The organism is Thalassospira sp. SN3W (assembly GCF_038070535.1).
Taxonomy (GTDB): domain Bacteria; phylum Pseudomonadota; class Alphaproteobacteria; order Rhodospirillales; family Thalassospiraceae; genus Thalassospira; species Thalassospira xiamenensis.
Map to the genome: position 1 here is coordinate 2,024,680 of NZ_CP121124.1, position 20,776 is coordinate 2,045,455.

22 protein-coding genes are annotated in these 20,776 nt (G+C 54.1%); 11 read left to right on the forward strand and 11 right to left on the reverse strand.

The window, feature by feature from the left end; genetic code table 11:
- Positions 1-24 precede the first annotated feature (24 nt).
- The 6 genes from hisA to ade form a co-directional block, all read right to left on the reverse strand.
- Positions 25-753, reverse strand: coding sequence for a 1-(5-phosphoribosyl)-5-[(5-phosphoribosylamino)methylideneamino]imidazole-4-carboxamide isomerase (gene hisA, locus P8T57_RS09050; RefSeq protein ID WP_114094190.1), 729 nt, complete (start codon positions 751-753; stop codon positions 25-27).
- Positions 750-1,304, reverse strand: a complete 555-nt coding sequence (locus P8T57_RS09055; RefSeq protein WP_341365237.1) for a GNAT family N-acetyltransferase — start codon at positions 1,302-1,304, stop codon at positions 750-752. Before P8T57_RS09055 ends, hisA begins: the two co-directional genes overlap by 4 nt.
- Positions 1,301-1,951 carry an imidazole glycerol phosphate synthase subunit HisH gene (gene hisH / locus P8T57_RS09060; protein ID WP_341365238.1) on the reverse strand — a complete coding sequence of 217 codons (651 nt, stop codon included), beginning with the start codon at positions 1,949-1,951 and terminating at the stop codon, positions 1,301-1,303. The genes P8T57_RS09055 and hisH overlap by 4 nt, the downstream gene beginning before the upstream one ends.
- Positions 1,948-2,388: a DUF2628 domain-containing protein gene (locus tag P8T57_RS09065; protein WP_341365239.1), complete on the reverse strand. Its 441-nt coding sequence runs from the start codon at positions 2,386-2,388 to the stop codon at positions 1,948-1,950. Before P8T57_RS09065 ends, hisH begins: the two co-directional genes overlap by 4 nt.
- Before the next feature lie 71 nt (positions 2,389-2,459).
- A complete protein-coding gene (hisB, locus tag P8T57_RS09070) occupies positions 2,460-3,059 on the reverse strand; it encodes an imidazoleglycerol-phosphate dehydratase HisB (protein ID WP_007088464.1) in 600 nt (199 codons plus the stop codon).
- Between the two features lie 144 nt (positions 3,060-3,203).
- Entirely contained in the window at positions 3,204-4,934 is a 1,731-nt protein-coding gene (gene ade, locus P8T57_RS09075; protein WP_341365240.1) for an adenine deaminase, read from the reverse strand.
- 207 nt (positions 4,935-5,141) lie between these two features.
- Here ade and hslV point away from each other — a divergent pair, with 207 nt between their 5' ends.
- The gene (gene hslV, locus P8T57_RS09080) at positions 5,142-5,702 is read left to right on the forward strand and encodes an ATP-dependent protease subunit HslV (protein WP_341365241.1); all 561 of its coding nucleotides are present in this window, start codon (positions 5,142-5,144) and stop codon (positions 5,700-5,702) included.
- A gap of 58 nt (positions 5,703-5,760) precedes the next feature.
- Positions 5,761-7,071 (forward strand): ATP-dependent protease ATPase subunit HslU, encoded by a 1,311-nt coding sequence (hslU, locus tag P8T57_RS09085; RefSeq protein ID WP_007088461.1) that lies wholly within the window; start codon positions 5,761-5,763, stop codon positions 7,069-7,071.
- A gap of 99 nt (positions 7,072-7,170) precedes the next feature.
- On the opposite strand, the gene P8T57_RS09090 is transcribed toward hslU, so the two are convergent.
- A complete protein-coding gene (locus P8T57_RS09090; protein WP_341365242.1) occupies positions 7,171-8,580 on the reverse strand; it encodes an ATP-binding protein in 1,410 nt (469 codons plus the stop codon).
- Positions 8,581-8,826: 246 nt separating this feature from the next.
- Positions 8,827-9,408 (reverse strand): malonic semialdehyde reductase, encoded by a 582-nt coding sequence (locus tag P8T57_RS09095; protein ID WP_114094187.1) that lies wholly within the window; start codon positions 9,406-9,408, stop codon positions 8,827-8,829.
- A gap of 145 nt (positions 9,409-9,553) precedes the next feature.
- Here P8T57_RS09095 and P8T57_RS09100 point away from each other — a divergent pair, with 145 nt between their 5' ends.
- The 7 genes from P8T57_RS09100 (at position 9,554) to P8T57_RS09130 (ending at position 15,827) form a co-directional block, all read left to right on the forward strand.
- Positions 9,554-10,807: a polysaccharide deacetylase family protein gene (locus P8T57_RS09100; RefSeq protein WP_341365243.1), complete on the forward strand. Its 1,254-nt coding sequence runs from the start codon at positions 9,554-9,556 to the stop codon at positions 10,805-10,807.
- 145 nt (positions 10,808-10,952) lie between these two features.
- Positions 10,953-12,170, forward strand: a complete 1,218-nt coding sequence (gene coaBC, locus P8T57_RS09105) for a bifunctional phosphopantothenoylcysteine decarboxylase/phosphopantothenate--cysteine ligase CoaBC (RefSeq protein WP_341365244.1) — start codon at positions 10,953-10,955, stop codon at positions 12,168-12,170.
- Between the two features lie 78 nt (positions 12,171-12,248).
- Complete coding sequence (gene dut / locus P8T57_RS09110; RefSeq protein ID WP_114094184.1) at positions 12,249-12,722, forward strand: dUTP diphosphatase; 474 nt, start codon at positions 12,249-12,251, stop codon at positions 12,720-12,722.
- A gap of 139 nt (positions 12,723-12,861) precedes the next feature.
- A complete protein-coding gene (locus P8T57_RS09115) occupies positions 12,862-13,317 on the forward strand; it encodes an Rrf2 family transcriptional regulator (RefSeq protein WP_007088455.1) in 456 nt (151 codons plus the stop codon).
- A 202-nt stretch (positions 13,318-13,519) separates the two neighbouring features.
- Positions 13,520-14,470 (forward strand): cysteine synthase A, encoded by a 951-nt coding sequence (gene cysK / locus P8T57_RS09120; RefSeq protein ID WP_007088454.1) that lies wholly within the window; start codon positions 13,520-13,522, stop codon positions 14,468-14,470.
- A 120-nt stretch (positions 14,471-14,590) separates the two neighbouring features.
- Complete coding sequence (moeB, locus tag P8T57_RS09125) at positions 14,591-15,394, forward strand: molybdopterin-synthase adenylyltransferase MoeB (protein WP_341365245.1); 804 nt, start codon at positions 14,591-14,593, stop codon at positions 15,392-15,394.
- Positions 15,384-15,827: a hypothetical protein gene (locus P8T57_RS09130; RefSeq protein WP_341365246.1), complete on the forward strand. Its 444-nt coding sequence runs from the start codon at positions 15,384-15,386 to the stop codon at positions 15,825-15,827. The genes moeB and P8T57_RS09130 overlap by 11 nt, the downstream gene beginning before the upstream one ends.
- 13 nt (positions 15,828-15,840) lie before the next feature.
- Here the strand turns inward: P8T57_RS09130 and P8T57_RS09135 are convergent, their stop codons facing one another.
- Positions 15,841-16,515 (reverse strand): LysE family translocator, encoded by a 675-nt coding sequence (locus P8T57_RS09135; RefSeq protein ID WP_341365247.1) that lies wholly within the window; start codon positions 16,513-16,515, stop codon positions 15,841-15,843.
- Between the two features lie 81 nt (positions 16,516-16,596).
- On the opposite strand from P8T57_RS09135, the gene P8T57_RS09140 reads away from it, so the two are divergent.
- Positions 16,597-17,514 (forward strand): LysR substrate-binding domain-containing protein, encoded by a 918-nt coding sequence (locus tag P8T57_RS09140; RefSeq protein WP_341365248.1) that lies wholly within the window; start codon positions 16,597-16,599, stop codon positions 17,512-17,514.
- 100 nt (positions 17,515-17,614) lie between these two features.
- Positions 17,615-18,148 carry an MgtC/SapB family protein gene (locus P8T57_RS09145; RefSeq protein ID WP_063092218.1) on the forward strand — a complete coding sequence of 178 codons (534 nt, stop codon included), beginning with the start codon at positions 17,615-17,617 and terminating at the stop codon, positions 18,146-18,148.
- A gap of 10 nt (positions 18,149-18,158) precedes the next feature.
- Here the strand turns inward: P8T57_RS09145 and P8T57_RS09150 are convergent, their stop codons facing one another.
- Together P8T57_RS09150 and P8T57_RS09155 are read right to left on the reverse strand one after the other, a co-directional pair.
- Positions 18,159-19,199, reverse strand: coding sequence for a LacI family DNA-binding transcriptional regulator (locus tag P8T57_RS09150; protein ID WP_341365249.1), 1,041 nt, complete (start codon positions 19,197-19,199; stop codon positions 18,159-18,161).
- Positions 19,200-19,252: 53 nt separating this feature from the next.
- Positions 19,253-20,584, reverse strand: coding sequence for a GH1 family beta-glucosidase (locus P8T57_RS09155; protein WP_341365250.1), 1,332 nt, complete (start codon positions 20,582-20,584; stop codon positions 19,253-19,255).
- Between the last annotated feature and the right edge of the window lie 192 nt (positions 20,585-20,776).

Sequence of the window (20,776 nt, forward strand, 5' to 3'; positions counted from 1 at the left end):
GGTCGGTTTCCTGTTTGGGTCCGCTTAGGACAATGCCCTGATAGCTTCTGCCAGATCAATCCGGCCATCGTAAAGTGCGCGTCCGGAAATCGCGCCGTCAATCCCGGCATCGGTATGTTTGGCAACTGCAATCAGATCATCCAGCGATGAAACCCCGCCCGATACGATTACCGGGGTCGAAATGGCACTGGCAAGGGCTACCGTGCTTTCGATATTCGGGCCGCCCATTGCACCATCGCGGTCAATATCGGTAAAGATGATCGCGGTAACCCCGCAATCCTCGAATTTCTGCGCCAGTTCAAGTGCGGTGACTTCGGATGTTTCGGCCCAACCTTCAACCGCGACATAGCCATCGCGGGCGTCAATGCCAACCGCAATACGACCCGGCCATTTTGCACAGGCTTCTTTGACAAAATCCGGATTACGCAGGGCGACAGTGCCAAGGATCACACGGGTGATGCCCTTGTTAAGCCAGTAATCAACCGTTTCCATTGTGCGGATACCGCCGCCAAGCTGGGTTTTGGCCTTGCCTGCGACTGCGGCAATGATGCTGTCAACCGCAGCTCCATTGACCGGTTCACCGGCAAAAGCGCCGTTCAGATCGACGATATGGACCCAATGACAGCCGGCAGCGACAAATTCACCAGCCTGTGCACCCGGATCGTTGTTGAATACGGTGGCCTTGTCCATATCACCGCGCAGCAGGCGAACGCAGGCGCCATCTTTAAGGTCGATTGCCGGATAGAGATTCACTGGTCAGTGTCCTGTATTTTTTTGGTGTAGTAGTAACCTTCGACCATTTTACCGTTGACCATTGCGTAATAGGGATTGATGCCCCAACGGACATAACCCAGCCCGTTATAAAGTGCGATGGCAGCAGTCTGGGTTTCACGAAGATCAAGTTTCAAAACCGAATAACCGCGTTCGCGCGCATAAAATTCGATGCTGCGCACGATGGCCTTGCCATTACCGCGCCCGCGCGCCCACGGTGCCACGAAATGGCCGGTAATCTGGGCTGAATGCCGTTGTGCTTCAAGGTTGGACGGCGTTTCAAGCAACTGGGCCGCGCCGGAAATCACACCATCCACGCGCGATATAAACAGATGGCGCCCCGGCATCAGCAAAACGCCGCGCCAGTATTTTTCCATATCCGGACGATCCGGCGGGGTCAGCCAGCCAAAACCGCCGCCTTCGACGATTGCCTGGGTACAGGCATCGACGATGTCAGAAAGGTCGCCCGCGCTCAGTTCCGTAACGCGTTCGGCGGTAACACTGGGTTCGATCGTATTGCTGGGTGCGGTCATGGTTTCCATCCCAGGAAGTTACCAATGATGGTAAGTCCCGTTTTCTGGCTTTTTTCCGGATGGAATTGCGTGCCGATCATGTTGTCACGCCCGATCATTGCGGTCAGCGGCCCGCCATATTCGACCGATGCCAGACGCTCGGCCGGGTTTTGCACATGCATGTGATAACTGTGCACAAAATAGGCGTGATCGCCATCCGAAACGCCCGATAGCACGGCATGTTTCCTGCCCGACGGATCAAGTACCAGCTCGTTCCAGCCCATATGCGGGATTTTAAGCGATGGGTCTGCGGGTTCAATTGCAACCACTTCGCCCTTGATCCAGTCAAGACCCGGGGTGTCGGCAAATTCGCGACCAACCGTCGACATCAACTGCATGCCGACACAAATGCCAAAGAATGGCTTACCACCTTTGATGACCTGCTCGTTCAGAACTTCGACCATGCCGGTAACGGCATCAAGGCCGGCACGGCAATCGGCATAGGCACCAACACCGGGCAGGACGATATGGCTGGCATTGCGGACCTTTTCCGGATCATCGGTGACAATGATATCGTCGGAAAAGCCGGTTTCGCGGGCCGCGCGTTCAAACGCCTTGGCAGCAGAACGCAGGTTGCCTGAACCGTAATCGATAATCGCAACACTCATGGGTAGGGGGTGCTCCCGTATAAGGGGGTGGGCGCAGCATTTTGCAGGGTATCGTAAACAGCGCGTCCGCCACGCAGGCGATCAAAGAAACGATGTTCGGCTGCATTTTCGTTGGGGCCTGCGACAATTTCGACAAGCTTCCAGCCACCGGCCGCAAGCTTTTTGCGCCGCAAGTCATTGGCAATCAGGCCAAAACCGATGCCGGTCGCAAGGGCGAGGGCAAAATCCATTTCCGGACCGCCATCGAATAGATAGATCACAAGATTGCAAAACAGCGATACGCCGATCAGACCAAAAAAAGCGGCCCACAAACGATGATAAAGCGCCCAGATGCCGCTAAAAATAAAGGCCCAGAAATTAAAGCCTTCGCGGATCAGGATCGCATTTTCCATCGGATCGGCATCGCCGGGATGGGTATAGACTGTGTAAACCTTCATCGAAAACCGGCTTCCTGTTCCGGGTGATGGATCACCCGGTCAATCGGATCAGACCAAGGGCACCTGGCGGGTTAAAGCGACCCGCCGAGAACACCCTTGGTCGAGGGAATGGCATCGGATTTGCGCGGATCGATTTCGATCGCGGCGCGCAGGGATCGTGCCAGCGCCTTAAAGGCACTTTCGACGATATGATGGTTGTTATCGCCATACAGATTTTCAACATGCAGCGTCAGGCCTGCAGCCTGTGCAAAGCCCTGGAACCATTCGCGGAACAGTTCAGTGTCCATATCCCCGACCTTGTCGCGAGTAAACTCGACATTCCAGATCAGATAAGGACGGTTTGAGCAATCCAGCGCCACACGTGTCAGTGCCTCGTCCATCGGAAGCAAGCAACTGCCGTAACGATTGATGCCCTTTTTATCGCCCAGTGCTTGCGAAAACGCCTGACCGATTGCGATGCCTGTATCTTCGGTGGTGTGATGGAAATCGATATGCAGGTCGCCCTTGGCCCGGACTTTAAGGTCCATCAGGCTGTGGCGTGAAAGCTGTTCGAGCATGTGATCAAGGAAGCCAATCCCAGTCTCGACATCGTATATGCCGGTCCCGTCAAGATTAAGCTCGACCGTGATCTGTGTTTCGTTGGTATTGCGCTCTACGCGGGCCTTGCGCATGCAAAGCTCCTTTCCTGCAGGTATCAATGCATCTGTTGGGTCGTATTTAGCAATAACAGCAGCGAAAAGCCAGTTTAACCGGCTAAGTATTGGCCACAAAACGTAACCGGTATTTGTCATTGTTAAACTGTCTGGTTTGATGGCTTAGACAAAGTCGAACTTGTCGACGTCAAACAGGCCCTTGTCCGTCATTTTCAGGTGCGGGATTACCGGCAAGGCCAGGAAAGCGACCTGCAGGAACGGTTCTGGCAGGACACAGCCAAGATTCTTGGCGGCAGCGCGCAGCCTGATCAAGTCCTTCTCGACCACCTCAAACGGTTCCGTACTCATCAGTCCGGCAACGGGCAACGCCAGTTCGGCCGTGATCCTGCCTCCATCTGCAACGGCAAAGCCGCCACCCAGTTCAATCAGGCGATTGACCGCGGCGGCCATGTCGGCGTCATTGGCACCAACCACAGTGATATTGTGGCTGTCATGCCCGACCGAAGATGCAATTGCCCCGCGTTTCAAACCAAAACCACGGACGAAACTGCGCCCAATATTGCCGTTCTTGCCGTGGCGTTCGACAACGGCCACCTTGATCACATCCTTTTCAAGATCGGGTTTAAGGCCGTTATCGCCAATTTCAAGGGTGGCTTCACCTCGGAAGGTCAGGATCAGGCCCGGTTTGACGCGTATCACAGGCGTTTGGTTCTGACCCGGTTTGGGTTCGGCCATGAATGCCTCGGCGGTGACCGGTTTGGCCTTCATCGAGGTCAAGCCAATTGGCGCAACGGTTTCGCGGGCATCAAACAGACCGTTGGTGACCAGACGGCCACCGGCAATCACATCGCTGACCGCGCAGGTTTCCAAATCATCAAGTATGGCTATATCGGCCCGCCAACCAGGCCCGATCAGTCCGCGGTCACGCAAGCCGAAAATACGGGCCGCTGAATGCGATGCGGCGCGATAGACATGATGGATAGGGCAATTACGTGCTTTTAAATGACCGATTAATCGGTCAATAAGACTATCAAGGTGACCCTCTTCACCAATATCAAGCGGATTGCGGTCATCTGTGCATAGTGCAACGAAGCTTGACGTATTTTCATCCAGAATTTCGGCCAGCGCCTCAAGATCCTTGGAAACAGATCCTTCGCGGATCAGGATTGCCATGCCCTTGGCAAGCTTTTCGCGCGCTTCGGCGGCTGATGTTGCTTCGTGGTCGGTGCGGATGCCTGCGGCCATATAGCCGTTCAGTGCTGTGCCCAGAACCAGTGGTGCGTGACCGTCAATGTGACCATCCTGAAAGGCTTCAAGCTTGGCCATGATGCCGGTATTAAGGTTCAGCACACCCGGATAATTCATCATTTCGGCCAGTCCGACGACCTTGGGATGGCTTCGGAATTGCAGAAGATCATCGATTTCAAGCTGCGCACCTGATGTTTCAAAACTGGTGGCAGGAACGCAGGATGACAGATTAACGCGGATATCCATCACCGACCGTTCGGCACAATCCAGAAAGTATTTGATCCCGTCAGATCCCAGCACATTGGCGATTTCATGCGGATCACACAGGACCGTCGTCACACCATGCGGCAAAACACAGCGATCAAATTCAAGCGGCGTGACAAGCGAGCTTTCAATATGCAGATGCGTATCGATAAAGCCCGGGACGGCGAATTTACCGGCACAGTCAATTTCGCGGTCGCCCTCGTATTTGGCATGCGTACCAACAATCCGGTCACCCACAATGGCAATATCGGTTTCAGTTACCGTGCCGGTAATGACATCAAGCAATCCGATATTGCGCAGGACCAGATCAGCCTTGATCCTGCCCTGACCGGCCAGAATGCATTTGCCAAGATGGGTTTGCGCAAGGTCAGGATTGCCCATGATTATTTTCCTTCGTTCTTTGAAATTCTTTTGTGGTCTAAGGGTAAAGCATGTGGTGGTGATACGTCCTGAATTTTTTCTGTTCCGTCGCATTGAAACAGTGTTTGTGATCCGGGCATGGTGGTTCGCGGGGCTTGGCCCTTGACCGGGCGGTTGTGCGTGCTAACTCTTGATCGAACGCATTGGATGAAAATCTAGGGATTATTTATGAGCGAAAAATCGCAGCCGAGCTGGCATGGCACGACGATCCTGTCGGTGCGCAAGGGCAATGAAGTGGTGGTTGCCGGTGACGGTCAGGTTTCTTTGGGCCAGACCGTGATCAAGGGCAACGCCCGCAAGGTGCGCCGTATCGGCCAGAAAGGCGAGATCATCGTCGGATTTGCCGGGGCGACGGCGGATGCCTTTACCCTTTTGGAACGTCTTGAAGCCAAGCTGGATCGTCATCCAGGCCAGACCATGCGCGCCTGTGTCGAGCTGGCCAAGGACTGGCGCACGGATCGTTATCTGCGCAAGCTTGAAGCAATGATGGCGGTGGCCGACAAGGATGTTTCGCTGGTCCTGACCGGGATGGGCGATGTTCTTGAACCGGAAGACGGCATTATCTCCATCGGATCGGGCGGGAATTATGCCCTTGCCGCGGCGCGGGCCCTGATTGATCTGGACCTGAGTGCCGAGGAAATTGCCCGCAAAGCCATGGCGATTGCCGGTGATATCTGTGTTTATACCAATGACAGCGTTACGCTGGAAAAGATCGAGGATGCGAAATAAGGGTGCCGTTTCGGGCCTGACATCGCATTTCCGTCGCAAGAACTAACGGATAAATTTAATGACCCAACATTTCAGCCCGCGCGAGATCGTATCCGAGCTCGATCGCCATATCATCGGTCAGAAAGATGCCAAGCGGGCGGTCGCCATTGCCTTGCGCAACCGTTGGCGCCGCCAGCAGCTTGACGACACGATGCGCAATGAAGTGCTACCCAAAAACATTCTGATGATCGGCCCTACCGGTGTTGGCAAAACCGAAATCGCCCGGCGTCTTGCCAAACTGGCAGAGGCCCCGTTCATCAAGATCGAAGCCACCAAATTCACCGAAGTTGGTTATGTCGGTCGTGATGTTGAACAGATCGTTCGTGACCTTCTGGAAGTGTCGCTGGACCTGACGCGTGAAAGCATGCGCAAGAAAGTCCGTGCCAAGGCCGAAATGCAGGCCGAGGAACGCATTCTTGATGGTCTGGTTGGTGAAAATGCCTCGGCTGATACCCGTCAGAAATTCCGCAAGATGCTGCGAGAAGGCGAATTGCAGGACAAGGAAATTGAAATCCCTGTTCAGGAAAACAGTTCTTCTTCGATGCCGACCATTGATATTCCCGGCATGCCAGGCGCACAGATGGGGATGCTGAACCTGTCGGATGTGTTCGGCAAGGCCTTCGGCGGCCAGACCAAACCAAAACGCATGACCGTCGAGGAAGCGTTTGAACGCCTGATCGACGAGGAAGGCGACAAGCTTTTGGATATGGACAAGGTCACCGCCGAGGCCATCGAAAACGTTGAACAGAATGGTATCGTGTTCCTTGACGAGATCGATAAGATTACCGCTCGTTCCGAGCGTGGCGGTGATGTATCGCGCGAAGGTGTGCAGCGCGATTTACTGCCGTTGATCGAAGGGACAAGTGTCTCGACCAAACATGGTACGGTCAAAACCGACCATATCCTGTTTATCTGTTCGGGGGCATTCCATCTTTCAAAGCCATCGGACCTGCTGCCGGAATTGCAGGGCCGTTTGCCAATCCGGGTCGAGTTGAAAGCCCTGACCGAGGAAGATTTCCGCCGTATTCTGCTGGAACCGGAAGCATCGCTGATCAAGCAGTATGTCGCACTGCTGAAAACCGAGGATGTTACGCTGGAATTCGCCGACGATGCGGTTGATGAACTTGCCCGTATTTCGGCCAGCGTCAATGAAACGGTGGAAAATATCGGCGCACGTCGACTGCATACGGTGTTGGAAAAGCTTTTGGATGACATCAGCTTTACCGCAACTGACCGCGGCGGTGAAACGATTAAGATTGATGCGAATTACGTCCGCGAGCAGGTCGATGGCCTTGCCAAGGATGCGGATCTTTCGAAATTCATTCTCTGATCCGCGACAATCATGGAATGCAAAGACCGGCATATCGTTGCCGGTCTTATTTGTTTCATATGAAATATTCTGAATTTCCAGATGCCTTTGAGGCTGAAATCAGGCCCGATGCAAGGTGCGGATATTATCGCTGGCCTTGGCGGGCAGATAGACGGTGAATACCGAACCAACCCCCTGTTCGCTGTCGATGATCATGGTGCCACGGTGGCGTTGCACCAGATGTTTGACGATGGCGAGACCAAGACCGGTGCCACCAACGGCACGCGACCGTGCCGTATCGACCCTGTAAAACCGTTCAGTCAGGCGTGGTAGATGTTCGCGTGCGATTCCGTCGGAATGATCCCGGACGGCAACGGCCAGAACACGGTCATGCCGGTAACGGGCCAATGCACCCGGGGTCTTTTGGGCCAGTGTGATCGATACATCAATACTGGTTTTGGGATGTCCGTATTTGATGGCGTTTTCGACCAGATTGACAAAAACCTGGGTCATTTCCTTTTCCTCGCCAACAATTTCGGTGTTGTCGAGGTCGCAGGAAATCCTGATTTCCATGCCCTTGGCTTCGGCCTTCATCGCCAGTGTCTGGGCGACTTTGTCGATGATCTTGCCGATATCGCAATCATCAGATGGCGGTGTATGTTCGTTCAGCTCGATCCGTGCAAGTGACAGCAAATCTTCGATCAGGTGCTGCATACGCTGGCCCTGATCACGCATGACCGGCAGGAACTGGTGCAACGCATCGGGATCGTCCTTTGCCGGGCCTTCAAGCGTTTCGATAAAGCCCAGCAGCACCGAAAGCGGGGTGCGTAGTTCATGCCCGGCATCGGTCGCGAAATCGGCACGCATCTGTTCAAGTTTGCGAAGCTCTGTCAGGTCCGAGAAGGACAGAACAAAGTTCCGGTCCCCGGTTGCGGCTGGCAGGCGCGCGGTCAGAACATCGAAATGACGATGGGCGTCGCTTGCCAGAACGAATTCGGCATGTTTCATCTGTTCGCGTTCGCCCGCGACATCATCAAAGGCATCAAGCAGGATCGGATCGCGGATATAGCGTGTCAGATCGCGACCGATTTCCAGATTGTGGAACAGGCCGCGTGCCGCCTGGTTAAAACCGGTCACAACGCGTTGTCGGTTGACCATCACAACCGGATTCGGCAGGTGATCAAGGATTTCGGCATCGGTGCTGGTCTGGGCTTCAAGATGGGCGATGCGTTCGCGAAATGCGTTGGTGATCTGGGTATAAAGGGACGACAGCTCGGACGCCGCACCGAAAAAAAGATGCTGTGGCGGGGTGCCGCGGAACTTGTCACGCAATGCGGTGGCGTAACGCGCAACACGGCGCAGATCATCGAAATAGATACGTAAAACCCCGGCGACACCGACCCACGCCAAGACCGCACACAGAATCGCTGTGCCCCAGCCAAGCAATTCCATCGATGCCAGTACGATAAAGATCGCAGCATTGGGGAATGCAACCGCAAATGCGGTCATTAACAACTGGCGAAAGCCCAACGGATGCTCCTGATGTCGGGTACCCCAAGAGGGTACGCATTAACGCATGCAAAAAATTTCGACTAAAATGATTATGCGCCGGTAAAGATCAAATAAAAGTTAGATGACAGTTTTCAAGTATCGGAAAAGCTTGAAAAAATACGTCGTCCGAACCCTGATCATACAGGTGTATAATCCGATTTTGCCAAAAAATCTGCGAATGCGCCAGCGCGGCCATCCCGCGTCGGTTTCGACTTCAGATAGAAATCAGATAATTTCGGCACCGTCGTCAAACGCAAGGCGAGGGCTGCGATCAAACAGTTTTGAGGGGTCGCCATAGCCGATATTGATCAGGAAATTGCTTTTGACCGACGTGCCCGCGAAGAATTCCCCATCAACCTTGGCATTGTCAAAGCCTGACATCGGGCCGCAATCAAGTCCAAGGGCACGTAACGCCAGAATGAAGTAGGCTGCCTGTAATGTTCCGTTACGAAACGCAGTGGTGGCAATCAGGTCATCATTGCCTGAAAACCACGATTTTGCATCTGTGTGCGGGAACAGTTTCGGTAATTTTTCATGGAATTCCATGTCATAGGCAATGATGGCTGTGACCGGAGCTGCCAGGGTTTTTTCCCGATTTCCTTCGGAAAGTGCCGGTTCGAGACGTTGTTTGGCGTCCTGTGATTTAACAAACTTGATGCGCATCGGCTCGCAGTTGGCGCTGGTCGGGCCCATAACCGTAAGGTCCCACGCCTTTTTCAGAAGCGCTGTGTCGACATCGCGATCCTGCCAGCCATTGTGGGTTCTAGCTTCATTGAAAAGAATGTCCAGTGCGTCTGAATCCAGCATGCGAATCTCCGTTAATACTGCGGTTGAATTGAGTGCCTTTCAGGTAGGTTGCAGTGAACTATACACAAGCCGAGTGACGAAATTGTGGAAAAACAATTGGTTCGCTGGTAGGTTCACAAAAAACATAATTACCGGAAACCATAAAATGAAGACTGTGGTTTTGGGGGCTGCAGTGACCAATGAGTGGGGTCGCAACAAGATGGATGTGGCAATGCAAGCACAGACCAATGGGCAGCAAACTTCTGATGCTGTTGCGCGCGCCAAACGCGCAAACATGTTTCGTTGCATGGTATTCGGCACGGCCTTTGCGGTCGGTCTGACATTTGGTGTCTCGCCGGGCATGGCTCAGAATGCCGATACAAGCGGTACTACAACTGAAATACAACCTCCTGCTGCTGATGTGTTGCAGTCTGATAATCGCCAAAGCAACAATGATGCCTCCGGTGACGTACAGGCACCATCGGGTGATGCGACGTCGGCCGTTGTGTTTATGTATCATCGGTTCGCGGAAACCGATTTCCCGTCGACCAATATTCGTGGTCCGCAGTTCGAAGCCCATATCCGCGAACTGACAAGTGGCAAATATACGGTCATGGGCATCCCGGAAATCATTGATGCCATGCAAAATGGCAAAGGACTTCCCGATTATGCCGTCGGTATTACGGTCGATGACGCCTACCGTTCGGTTTATGACGTTGCGTGGCCAGCCTTTAAAAAGCACAATATCCCGATGACGGTATTCGTCGCGACCGAGCAGGTTGATGCTGGGTACGAGAACTACATGACCTGGGATATGTTGCGCGTACTGGTCAAAGACGGGGTAACCATTGGCGGCCACAGCCAGCATCATTCGCACTTGCCAAGCTTGCCAATCCAGGAAGTGAAGGCCGAACTTGCGCATTCGGCGCAGCGTTTCAGGGAAGAACTGGGCTTTGTCCCGGACATCTTTGCATATCCGTATGGCGAGGCCAGCGACGAAGTTGTCACCGCGGTCAAGGAAGCCGGTTACAAGGCGGCATTTGGCCAGCAAAGCGGCGCGATGAGTACGGAATCGGATATGATGTATTTGCCGCGCTTTGCCATGAACGAGAATTACGGCGAAATGGACCGCTTTATTCTGGCGGCAAATTCCCTCCCGTTATCGGTCAGCGATGTGACACCGCCAAATTACACGCTTGAACGTAATCCGCCAGCATTCGGCTTCACCCTTAAGCAGAAGGCAGCCCACATAGCCTGTTACCCTTCCGAGGGCGAACCGACCATGAATCGGCTGGGCGATGAGCGGGTTGAAATCCGTCTGGATGCCCCAGTTTCATCGGGGCGGTGGCGGATCAACTGTACTTCGATGGGGCCGAATGGACGGTGGCGCTGGTTTGGAATGCTTTATACTGTTCCCTGATAAGTAATTGAAAATCAACAATGAAATGGCGCCATGGGTTTTACGAACCTGTGGCGTTTTTTCTGATCACTTTGGACGCTTGCGCGCAATCAACGGAGAAGGTAGGTTAATCACACTTCTTCAACGTAAATAGCTGGTAACCACAGTGCAGGCAGGAAAAAATATCCTTCTGATCATCTCGGGCGGCATTGCCGCCTATAAGGTTCTTGAGGTGATCCGGCGGTTGCGCGACCGAGATATTAATATCCGCGCGATCCTGACCAAAGGCGGTGCAGAGTTCGTTACACCGCTGTCGGTGGCCGCCCTGACCGAGAACAAGGTTTATCAGGATCTTTTTTCTCTGACCGATGAGGCCGAAATGGGCCATATCCGCCTGTCGCGTGAGGCCGACCTTGTTCTGGTCGCCCCGGCAAGTGCCGATATCCTTGCGAAAATGGCCACCGGACAGGCGGGTGATCTTGCAACGACGGCCCTGTTGGCTACCAACAAGCCGGTGATGGTCGTTCCGGCGATGAATGTCGAAATGTGGAACCATGCGGCGACACAGGCAAATATCGCGACCCTTGAAGGGCGTGGCGTGATGCGTGTCGGGCCGGCGGCGGGTGATCTGGCTTGTGGTGAGACCGGATCGGGTCGTTTGGCAGAACCTGCTGAAATCATCGCAGCGGTTGTTGATTTTCTTGAAGGACAGCCGGTTTCAAAACCGCTTTCAGGGAAAAAGGCCGTTGTAACCAGTGGCCCGACATACGAGCCGATTGATCCGGTGCGCTACATCGCCAACCGGTCTTCTGGCAAGCAAGGGCATGCGATTGCCGCGGCTCTTGCTGCGGCGGGTGCAGATGTGACGCTGGTTAGCGGCCCGGTAAGCCTGCCTGATCCGATGGGTGTCAAAGTTGTGCGTATTGAAACAGCCCGCCAGATGCTTGATGCGGTGCTGGCCGCCCTGCCTGCCGATATCGCGGTTTGTGCTGCCGCAGTTGCAGATTGGCGTGTGGCCGAAGAAGCAGGTCAGAAGCTTAAAAAAGATGGCTCTGGTGTGATTGCAGACCTGAAGCTTTCGGAAAATCCGGATATTTTGGCGACACTCAGCCAGAAAGGTCCTAAACGCCCGCAATTGGTTGTTGGTTTCGCTGCCGAAACGGAAAATGTCATCGAACATGCCCGCGCCAAGCGCGCGCGCAAGGGGTGTGACTGGATTCTTGCAAATGATGTCGCCCCCGGAACCGGGACCTTTGGCGGTGATCATAATGAAATTTTCCTGATTTCCGGGGCGGACGCCACCAGTGACGAAACCTGGCCTCGCCAGGGCAAGAACGGTGTGGCGCGGGCGCTGGCAGAACGAATTATCCAGCATTTTGCATGATATTATGGATTTAACCCGGTCAGTGTTTGTGTGGCATTGCCACGCACCTGACCAGAAAAGTGAAGACAAGGATTGTTTATGACGCGTTTGACTGTCGATCTGAAACAGCTGCCCCATGGTGCGGATTTTCCGCTGCCCGATTATGCCACCGCACAGTCGGCGGCCGTCGATTTGCAGGCAGCGATTGACGATACGCTTGTGATTGCTCCGGGTAAACGGGCCATGGTTGAAACAGGTATTGCGATTGCCCTGCCCGCCGGGTTCGAAGCACAGGTTCGCCCGCGTTCGGGGCTGGCTGCGAAAAATGGCGTCACGGTTCTGAACAGCCCGGGGACGATCGATGCGGATTATCGCGGTGAAATCAAAGTAATCCTTATCAATCACGGTGACGCGGCATTCACCATCGAGCGGGGTATGCGCATCGCCCAGCTTGTGGTCGCACCGGTAACCCAGGTGGCGTGGAATGCGGTTGCCGATCTGGATGAAACGGCGCGTGGTGCAGGTGGCTTTGGATCGACCGGTGTTGCCGCACCGGCGGAAAAAACGGTCTGATTGCCGTTAAATACAGCAGCAATATCATCGAAAGCATTTGGGTTATCTGATGATGTTGCTGCGTTGTGAACTCTGATAATCGCCAGTCCCGATATTTCCGGGGGATCAGCGGGACTGCAAGGGGAGCATGAAAGAGACGATGTTAAAACTGTCAAAGAAGATGCTGTTCGCCATCGAGGCGGTGGTGGACATCGCCTATAACGCTGCGGGTGAACCGGTGCAAAGTCGCGATATCACTGCACGTCAGGGCATTCCGAAACGTTATCTTGAACAGACCCTGCAACAGTTAGTGCGTGCCGACATTCTGGTCGGTGTGCGCGGTCCGCGCGGCGGGTATCGTCTGGCACGTGAACGTCGGCGCATTACCCTTGCCGATATTGTATCCGTCATCCGGTCAATGGAAACATCCGACGACCCGATCGAGGATCCGGCAGGATCGCCGTTGGGTAAGGAAGTTGTCCGTCCGCTTTGGCGGGAATTGCAGGACGAAATGATGGTGGCGCTGACTCGGATCACGGTCGAGGATCTTTGCAACCGTGCGCGTGACGCAGGCCTGCGCAGCGGGATTGAGGAATCACCGGATTTCATTATTTAGTCGTCGGAACGGGCTGCGGATTGTTGTATCGTTAAACCACAAGAATCCGCTGCGGTTCATATCCAATACACAGGCATCGGAAACCGGCCAAACCAAGTTTTGCGTAAAAACTGTTTAAACCCAATTGACTTGGGTGTTAAACGGGATAAATACAAATCAAGAATGTGGTTGGTTTTAAATTACAAGAAATTGCGAGGAAAACATGACTGAGTTTCGCGGCAAGATTTACGACAGCATCATCGACACCATTGGTGCGACGCCGCTGGTTCGTCTTTCACGTCTGGCAGCGGCCGAGGGTGTGAAGGCCGACCTGATTGGCAAGCTTGAATTCTTCAACCCGCTGGCCTCGGTTAAAGACCGTATCGGTCTCGCAATGATCGAGGACGCCGAAAAGTCCGGTCGGATCAAGCCGGGTGCAACACTGGTCGAACCGACATCTGGCAATACCGGTATCGCGCTTGCTTTTGTTGCGGCGGCCAAGGGTTATAAGCTGATCCTGACCATGCCCGAAAGCATGTCGCTGGAACGCCGCAAGATGCTGATGCTTTTGGGCGCGCAGATTGACCTGACCCCGGCAGCCAAAGGCATGAAGGGTGCTGTTGCCCGCGCCGAGGAACTGGTCGCCGAGATTGATGGCGCGATCATGCTTCAGCAGTTTGAAAACCCGGCAAACCCGGAAATTCATCGCAATACGACGGCCGAGGAAATCATCAAGGATACCGCAGGCAAGATCGATATCTTTGTTGCCGGTGTCGGTACTGGCGGAACATTGACCGGTGTTGGTGAAGTCCTGAAAAAACATAATCCGAATATCCAGATCGTCGCGGTCGAGCCCGAAGACAGCCCGGTTATTTCCGGTGGCGCACCTGGACCGCATAAAATCCAGGGCATTGGTGCTGGTTTCATTCCAGGTAACCTTCATACCGATGTGATTGACAAGGTCATGACGATTGGCAATGAAACCGCCTTTGCCACCGCACGCAAACTTGCCAGCATCGAAGGTCTGCCGACCGGGATTTCGTCCGGTGCGGCCGTTGCTGCCGGTATCGAGCTTGGCCAGTTGCCGGAAAACGAAGGCAAACGTATCGTGATCATCATCCCGAGCTTTGCCGAACGTTATCTTTCGACCCCGCTGTTCGAAGGTCTGCAGTAATCCGGTTTTGCTGACCGACGCATCTTAAGAAGGCCCGGATTTTCCCGGGCCTTTCTTGTCTGTGCCATGCGCGCTATATGCAATGGCAGACCCGTTTGGCATGAATGAAAGAAACCGCCTGTGAGTGATTTTGATTTCAGCGAAAATGAAGTGCAGCGCTATGCCCGGCATATCGTTCTGAAGGATGTTGGCGGCACAGGGCAAATGAAGCTGAAGCGCGGGCGGGTGCTGATTGTCGGCGCGGGTGGACTTGGATCGCCATTGGCGATGTATCTGGCCGCGGCCGGGGTTGGCAGCATCGGGATCGTCGATGCGGATACGGTCGAACTTTCCAATCTGCAGCGCCAGATCGCGCATGGCATGAAAGACCTTGGCAGCCCTAAGGTCGAAAGCGCCAAATCAACCATGCTTGATATGAACCCGGAAATCACCGTGCAGACGCATAATGTGCGGCTTGATGCGTCCAATGTTATGGACCTGATTGCGGATTATGATGTGATTGCCGACGGGTCGGACAATTTCGAAACACGATTCCTGCTAAACGATGCATGCTATTTTGCGGGCAAAACACTAGTGTCGGGTGCGGCCCTTCGGTTTGACGGGCAGGTTTCGACATTCAAGGCGCATCTGGGCGATCCGCATCCCTGTTATCGCTGCATCTATCACAGTCCACCGCCCGAAGATGCCATTCCGTCCTGTGCGCAGGGCGGTGTTCTAGGTTCGGTCGTGGGAATGATTGGCGGGATTCAGGCAACCGAAATTCTCAAGGAACTGATGGGGATTGGCGATGGTCTGTCCGGCAGGCTTGTGATTGTCGATGCACTTGGTGCATCCTTCCGAAAGATTAAAGTCCCGCGTGATCCGGGCTGCCCGCTTTGTTCCGAAAATGCCAGTATCAAGGACCTGTCCATTCATGAGCACTGAAAACGCGAAACAGTCGGAAAGCCCACGGAAATTGTCACTGGTGGTGTTTTCAGGAAACTTTGAAAAGGTTCATTACGCACTCGTAATGGCGTCAGCTGCCCTTGCATCCGGGCGTGAGGCCACCCTGTTTTTCACTATGGAAGCCAGTCGTGCGGTCCTTGCGCCGTCGGGCTGGCGTCATCTTCGGACCGAGGCCGAGGGGGCAACTGCAACCTCGATTGACCTTAGTTATTCGATGCGCGGAATTGGCACTTTCGAGGAATTGCTGTCGGCCTGTGTGGCACTGGATGGGAAGTTCATGGTCTGCGATATGGGTCTTCGTGCGCTTGGCCTTGAAAACGAAGCAAAGCGCGAAGAGCTTAAAATCGAAACGGGCGGCGTGGTAACGTTTCTGAATGATGCCCGTCAACAGGGCGAAATGCTATTTATCTAAGACGTTGAAGAATTCAGTTGGTGCTTGTCAGTAGCTTGATGCCAAGTCCGGCAAGACACAGGCCCACACCACGTTCAACCCAGATTTTAATAGCTGCGATGCGCGCTTGCACCGAAGGCAGGGTCAACGCGACCGCGACCAGCGCAAACCAGATCATGTGGCATGCTGCGATATACAAACCGTAACCGATTTCCATCAAAACCGGTGTATCGGGTGAAATCATCTGACTGAACAAAGAAACGATGAACAGCATCGTCTTGGGGTTAAGGGCATTGCAGGCAAAACCGATCCAGAAAGCGGATCCGTTCCGTTTTCGATCTTCTTCCGGCCTGTTGGTGCTTTTGTTTGTCATTCGAGTCTGAAGTGCCGCGGGTCTTTTCGAAAATAAAGCCCGAATATCTGGCCAAAGTGCGGATATCCCCAGCCATATCAGATAGGCAGCACCCAGATAGCGCAAGCTGGTCAGAACCCAGACATTACTGGCAAATACAACGCCAAACCCGATCAGCGTATAGGCCAGATGTACTGAAACACCGCTGCCGATCCCGATAGCGCACAGAACACCAGCGCGACGACCCCGTGTAAGTGCAATACGCGTCACCATGGCGAAATCCGGTCCGGGGCTGATAACGGCAAGAATGGTGATGATGGCGACGGCAATGACTTCGATCTGGGCAATGACGGGCATGTTCGTGGTCCTTGATCTGTGAGTTGATTCAGTATCAAATTGAAAAGATCACCAGAAAATCGAAAATTCGTGGGAAATTTCGTGAGTAATTTTCACAGAAAGCGCAATCTGCCGCCACTTGCTGCGTTACCTGCCTTTGAGGCCGCCGCACGGCATCAAAGTTTTTCGCGCGCCGCCGAAGAATTGCACCTGACGCATGGTGCGATCAGCCGTGCAGTCGCGCAGATCGAGGAACGGCTGGGTATTGATCTGTTTGTTCGTCGCAACCGGCGTGTCTGGTTGACCCCGGCAGGCGAACGGCTTTTCAAGTCGGTCGTAACAGCGCTGGACGGGCTGGATGGCACGGTCGAGGAAATTCACCGCCATGACAGTGCATCGCCGATACTGTCAGTATCGTGCGAACCAAGCCTCGCCATGCGCTGGTTGATGCCAAGGCTGGGTGCGTTTCGCGAAGCCAATCCTGACTTGAATATCGATCTAAGGCTGGCCGGTGGGCCGGTTGATCTGCTGGTTGAGGGATGCGATCTGGCAATCCGGCGGGCTGATTTCGGCATTGCCGAGGATTACGAGGTAACCCGCCTTTGGCCGGAATTTGCCGGGCCGGTTTGTGACCCGGATTGCTGGGAAGGCATTCTGGTTCGCGATTTGTCCAATGCGCGATGGCTGCATAGTCGTACGCGGCCGGATGCCTGGGATATTTGGAAACGGGCGAGTGGAAGTAATGCAAGTCCGGCAAGCGAGCAATATTTCGACCATTTCTTTTTTACACTTCAAGCCGCTGTCAATCGTTTGGGGACTGCAATCGGGCCTTTGCCGCTGGTTTATGATGATCTCGTGGCTGGCCGATTGGTTGCGCCGCACGGTATGGCACCTACCGGCTATGACTATGTCCTGATTACATTGGATAGACCGGGGCGCGACCCGCGGATTTTGCGCTTCTTTGACTGGATGATGGTCGAAGCCAAGGGAATTGAAAGTGGAGTCGTGCCGCAAGACTGATTGATATCGGGCTGCCCGATTGACCGTTGGTGGAACAATGCACGAACAGGGCGCGTTTCGGTCTGTATATCAAACAGATTAAGCGCGAACTGGAAGCGGCATGACCAATCTTTCCTATCTTGCAACCGTCGAAGGCTATTTCGATATTGCGGTAATCGACATGATCCTGCGGCTGTGCGCGGCAACCGTCATTGGCATGCTGATCGGGTTAAACCGGGATGTGAATGGCAAGCCGACCGGCATGCGTACATTGGCATTGGTAGCACTTGGTGCGGCGGTTGTGTCGGTGGTTGCGGTGCATTTCGAGGATTTGATCGATCACCCTGATGCACTATCGCGCGTCGTGCAGGGGATTTTGCAGGGCGTTTTAACCGGCATCGGCTTTATCGGGGCGGGTGTTATTCTGCGCCATCCAAAGGATATGTCAGTCAGCGGCCTGACGACGGCGGCAACCGTCTGGATCACGGCGGCACTTGGCATCGCGTGCGCCCTTGCAGCCTGGCATATCGTGGTGATCGCGACGGTGTTGACGTTGATTGTCCTGATTGTTTTAAAACCGGTCGAACTGATGCTGGTTCGGCTTCTGGGTAGCGACGAAACGGTGGAAGATATCAGGAAAGACAACGAGGGGTGATTGCCATCGATCAGAAATCCTCCCCCTCCCGGAAAGCGGCAAGGTCATCAATCCGCCGATAAGGCAGCAGTGTTTGCAGTTCTTCGGCGGGTGTGCCGGTCATCAGGCTGTGCAAATGTTCTGACAGGACTTTTCCAACCTTGCGTTGCGGCTGGTAGTAATAGGCAAGTTTCTGTTTTGAAAGCATACGGAACGGCATGCCGCCAAAGCCGACAACACCAATTCCGTCACGGATCGTATCCATGTCCAGTTCCAGCAATGCTTCGAGTGCGCCAATCATTGTCATCTGACTTGCGCAGACCACGGCAGTAGCATCGCGCTGATCAGTCAGCAGGCGGATGGTGGCTTCGCGGGCCGCGCGGACGGAAACATCCGAGGTCATCCAGATCAGGCTTTCTGGATCAAGTCCTGCCTCGATCATGGCGCGGCGCGCACCGCGTTTGCGATATCCGAAAAAGGTCAGATCTTCAGGCGGATCAATCATGCCGATTTTGCGTTGGCCGTCATCAATCAGGCGTTTGACCGCATCATATGCCGCCTGTTCATCATCGTGATCGACAAAGGCATGCGGGGTTAAAAGTTCGGTCCGGCCAAAGCTGACAAAGGGAAAGTCATGTTGCAGGCAGTATTTGGCGCGGCTGTCCTGCAATGTGGTGCGCGAAAAGACAACCGCATCGGCCATGTGTTGCGTATGCACGCGGCGAACGGGTTCAAGTGGATCTTCGCTGCTGGTCTGGGCCAGGACAACCAGTGAATAGTGATCGGCCTCCAAACCTTTTGCCAGGCTTTCAACCTGGGCCAGAAAGCCCGGGTCGCCATAATCACCAACTTCGGGGGAATACAGGATCGAGCAGACCTGCATGGTTTTGCCGGTGCGCAGCATGACGCCACGGGCATCGGGGTGATAACCGATTTCGGCTGCCGCGGCTTTGACGCGTGCGACCGTATCAGGTTTGACCTCCGGCCCGTCTTTCAATGCACGAGAAACCGTTGTGACCGACAGGCCAAGACGGTCAGCAATAGTGCGAAGGTTCGGGCGGGAGGCTGACATACACAGGTCCGTTCATCTATTCTTTGGCGGACAATCTAATCGCCCGTTTGTGGTTAAGGCAATGCGTTGCTTTCGATCACGCGCCGCATGAAGTCATAAGACGCCTTTGGAGTCCGTTTCAGCGTGTTGTAATCGACATGCACCAACCCGAACCGCTTTTCATAGCCATATGCCCATTCGAAATTATCAAGCAGGGACCAGGGCATATATCCTTGCACATTTGCGCCTTCGTCAACGGCGCGCAAAAGAGCCGAGAGATATTCACTGTAGTAGGCAATGCGATCCTGATCGTCGATATAGCCGTCATGACCGGGAAGATCGATGAAGGCACCGCCATTCTCGGTCACGAAAACTGGCGGATTGCCGTAGTTCTCCTGCAGGATTTTCATGGTGCGATAGAAGCAGTCACCATCAATCGCCCACCCCATTTCTGTGCGGCGGAAATATTTTGGCGGTTCGGCGTGTTTGAACGGCCAGGCGCGTCCGTCGGTGGTTTCGATATAGCTTGGGAAATACTGGTTCAGGCCCTGAAAATCGACTTTGGTTTTGATCGTTTCAAGGTCGCCATCCTGAATATGGGGTTCCATGCGATCAATAATCAGCTCGGGATAGCGGCCGAAATAGACCGGATCAAGGAAGGTGCCATTCCATTTGGCTTCGAACAGATCGACCAGATGGGCGTCCTGTTCGCGCCGATGCGGCAGTGTATAGGCCTTGTGCATTGGCAAAACGAATCCGACCGGTGCATCCGGATAATGATGTTTGATCACGCGGGTCGCCCGCGCATGGCACATATTCAGATGATGGGCGACGCGCATCGCTGCGCGTGGATCGGTAATGCCCGGTGCGTGGCGGCCTTCTTCGTGACCGACCCATGCAACCACGTTGGGTTCGTTAAATGTAACCCATGATTTGACCCGGTCGCCAAACCGTTTCACAAGCAATTCGGTGTAATCGCCAAACCAGTCAACGATATCGCGATTCGCCCAGCCCCCGCGATCCTGCAAAGCCTGTGGCAAATCCCAGTGATAAAGACAAAGCCAAGGATCAAGACCGCGTTCGCACATTCCGTCAATCAGCCTGTCGTAAAACGCCATGCCGACTTCATTAACTTCGCCGGTGCCATTCGGTATGACCCGCGGCCACATGACAGAAAATCGATAATGTTTCGCGCCAAGCCGACGGATCAGGTCAAGATCCTCGGCCCAGCGATGGTAATGATCGCAGGCGACGCTGCCGTTGTCGCCATTGGCAACCCGGCCGGGTGTGGCGCAGTAGGTGTCCCAGATGCTGGCGCCGCGCCCGTCGTCGCTCGCGCCGCCTTCAATCTGATAGCTTGAGGTCGAGACACCCCAGCGGAAACCGTTGGGAAAAGGTTTGATCATGATTGTTTCCTTGCCCTGTCGCGGATCGCATTCGTTGGCAGATCCAAAATCGTAACGTTTCGGAAATTTCGGCAAAAAAATAATGCCGGGTCGATTTCGCCTTATTATGGCCGGGTTTTCTTGATTGACAAGAGTGAATAAAGCGCTTATCAAAAAAATCGAAACGTTACGAATTTTCGGCCATTAAGAAGT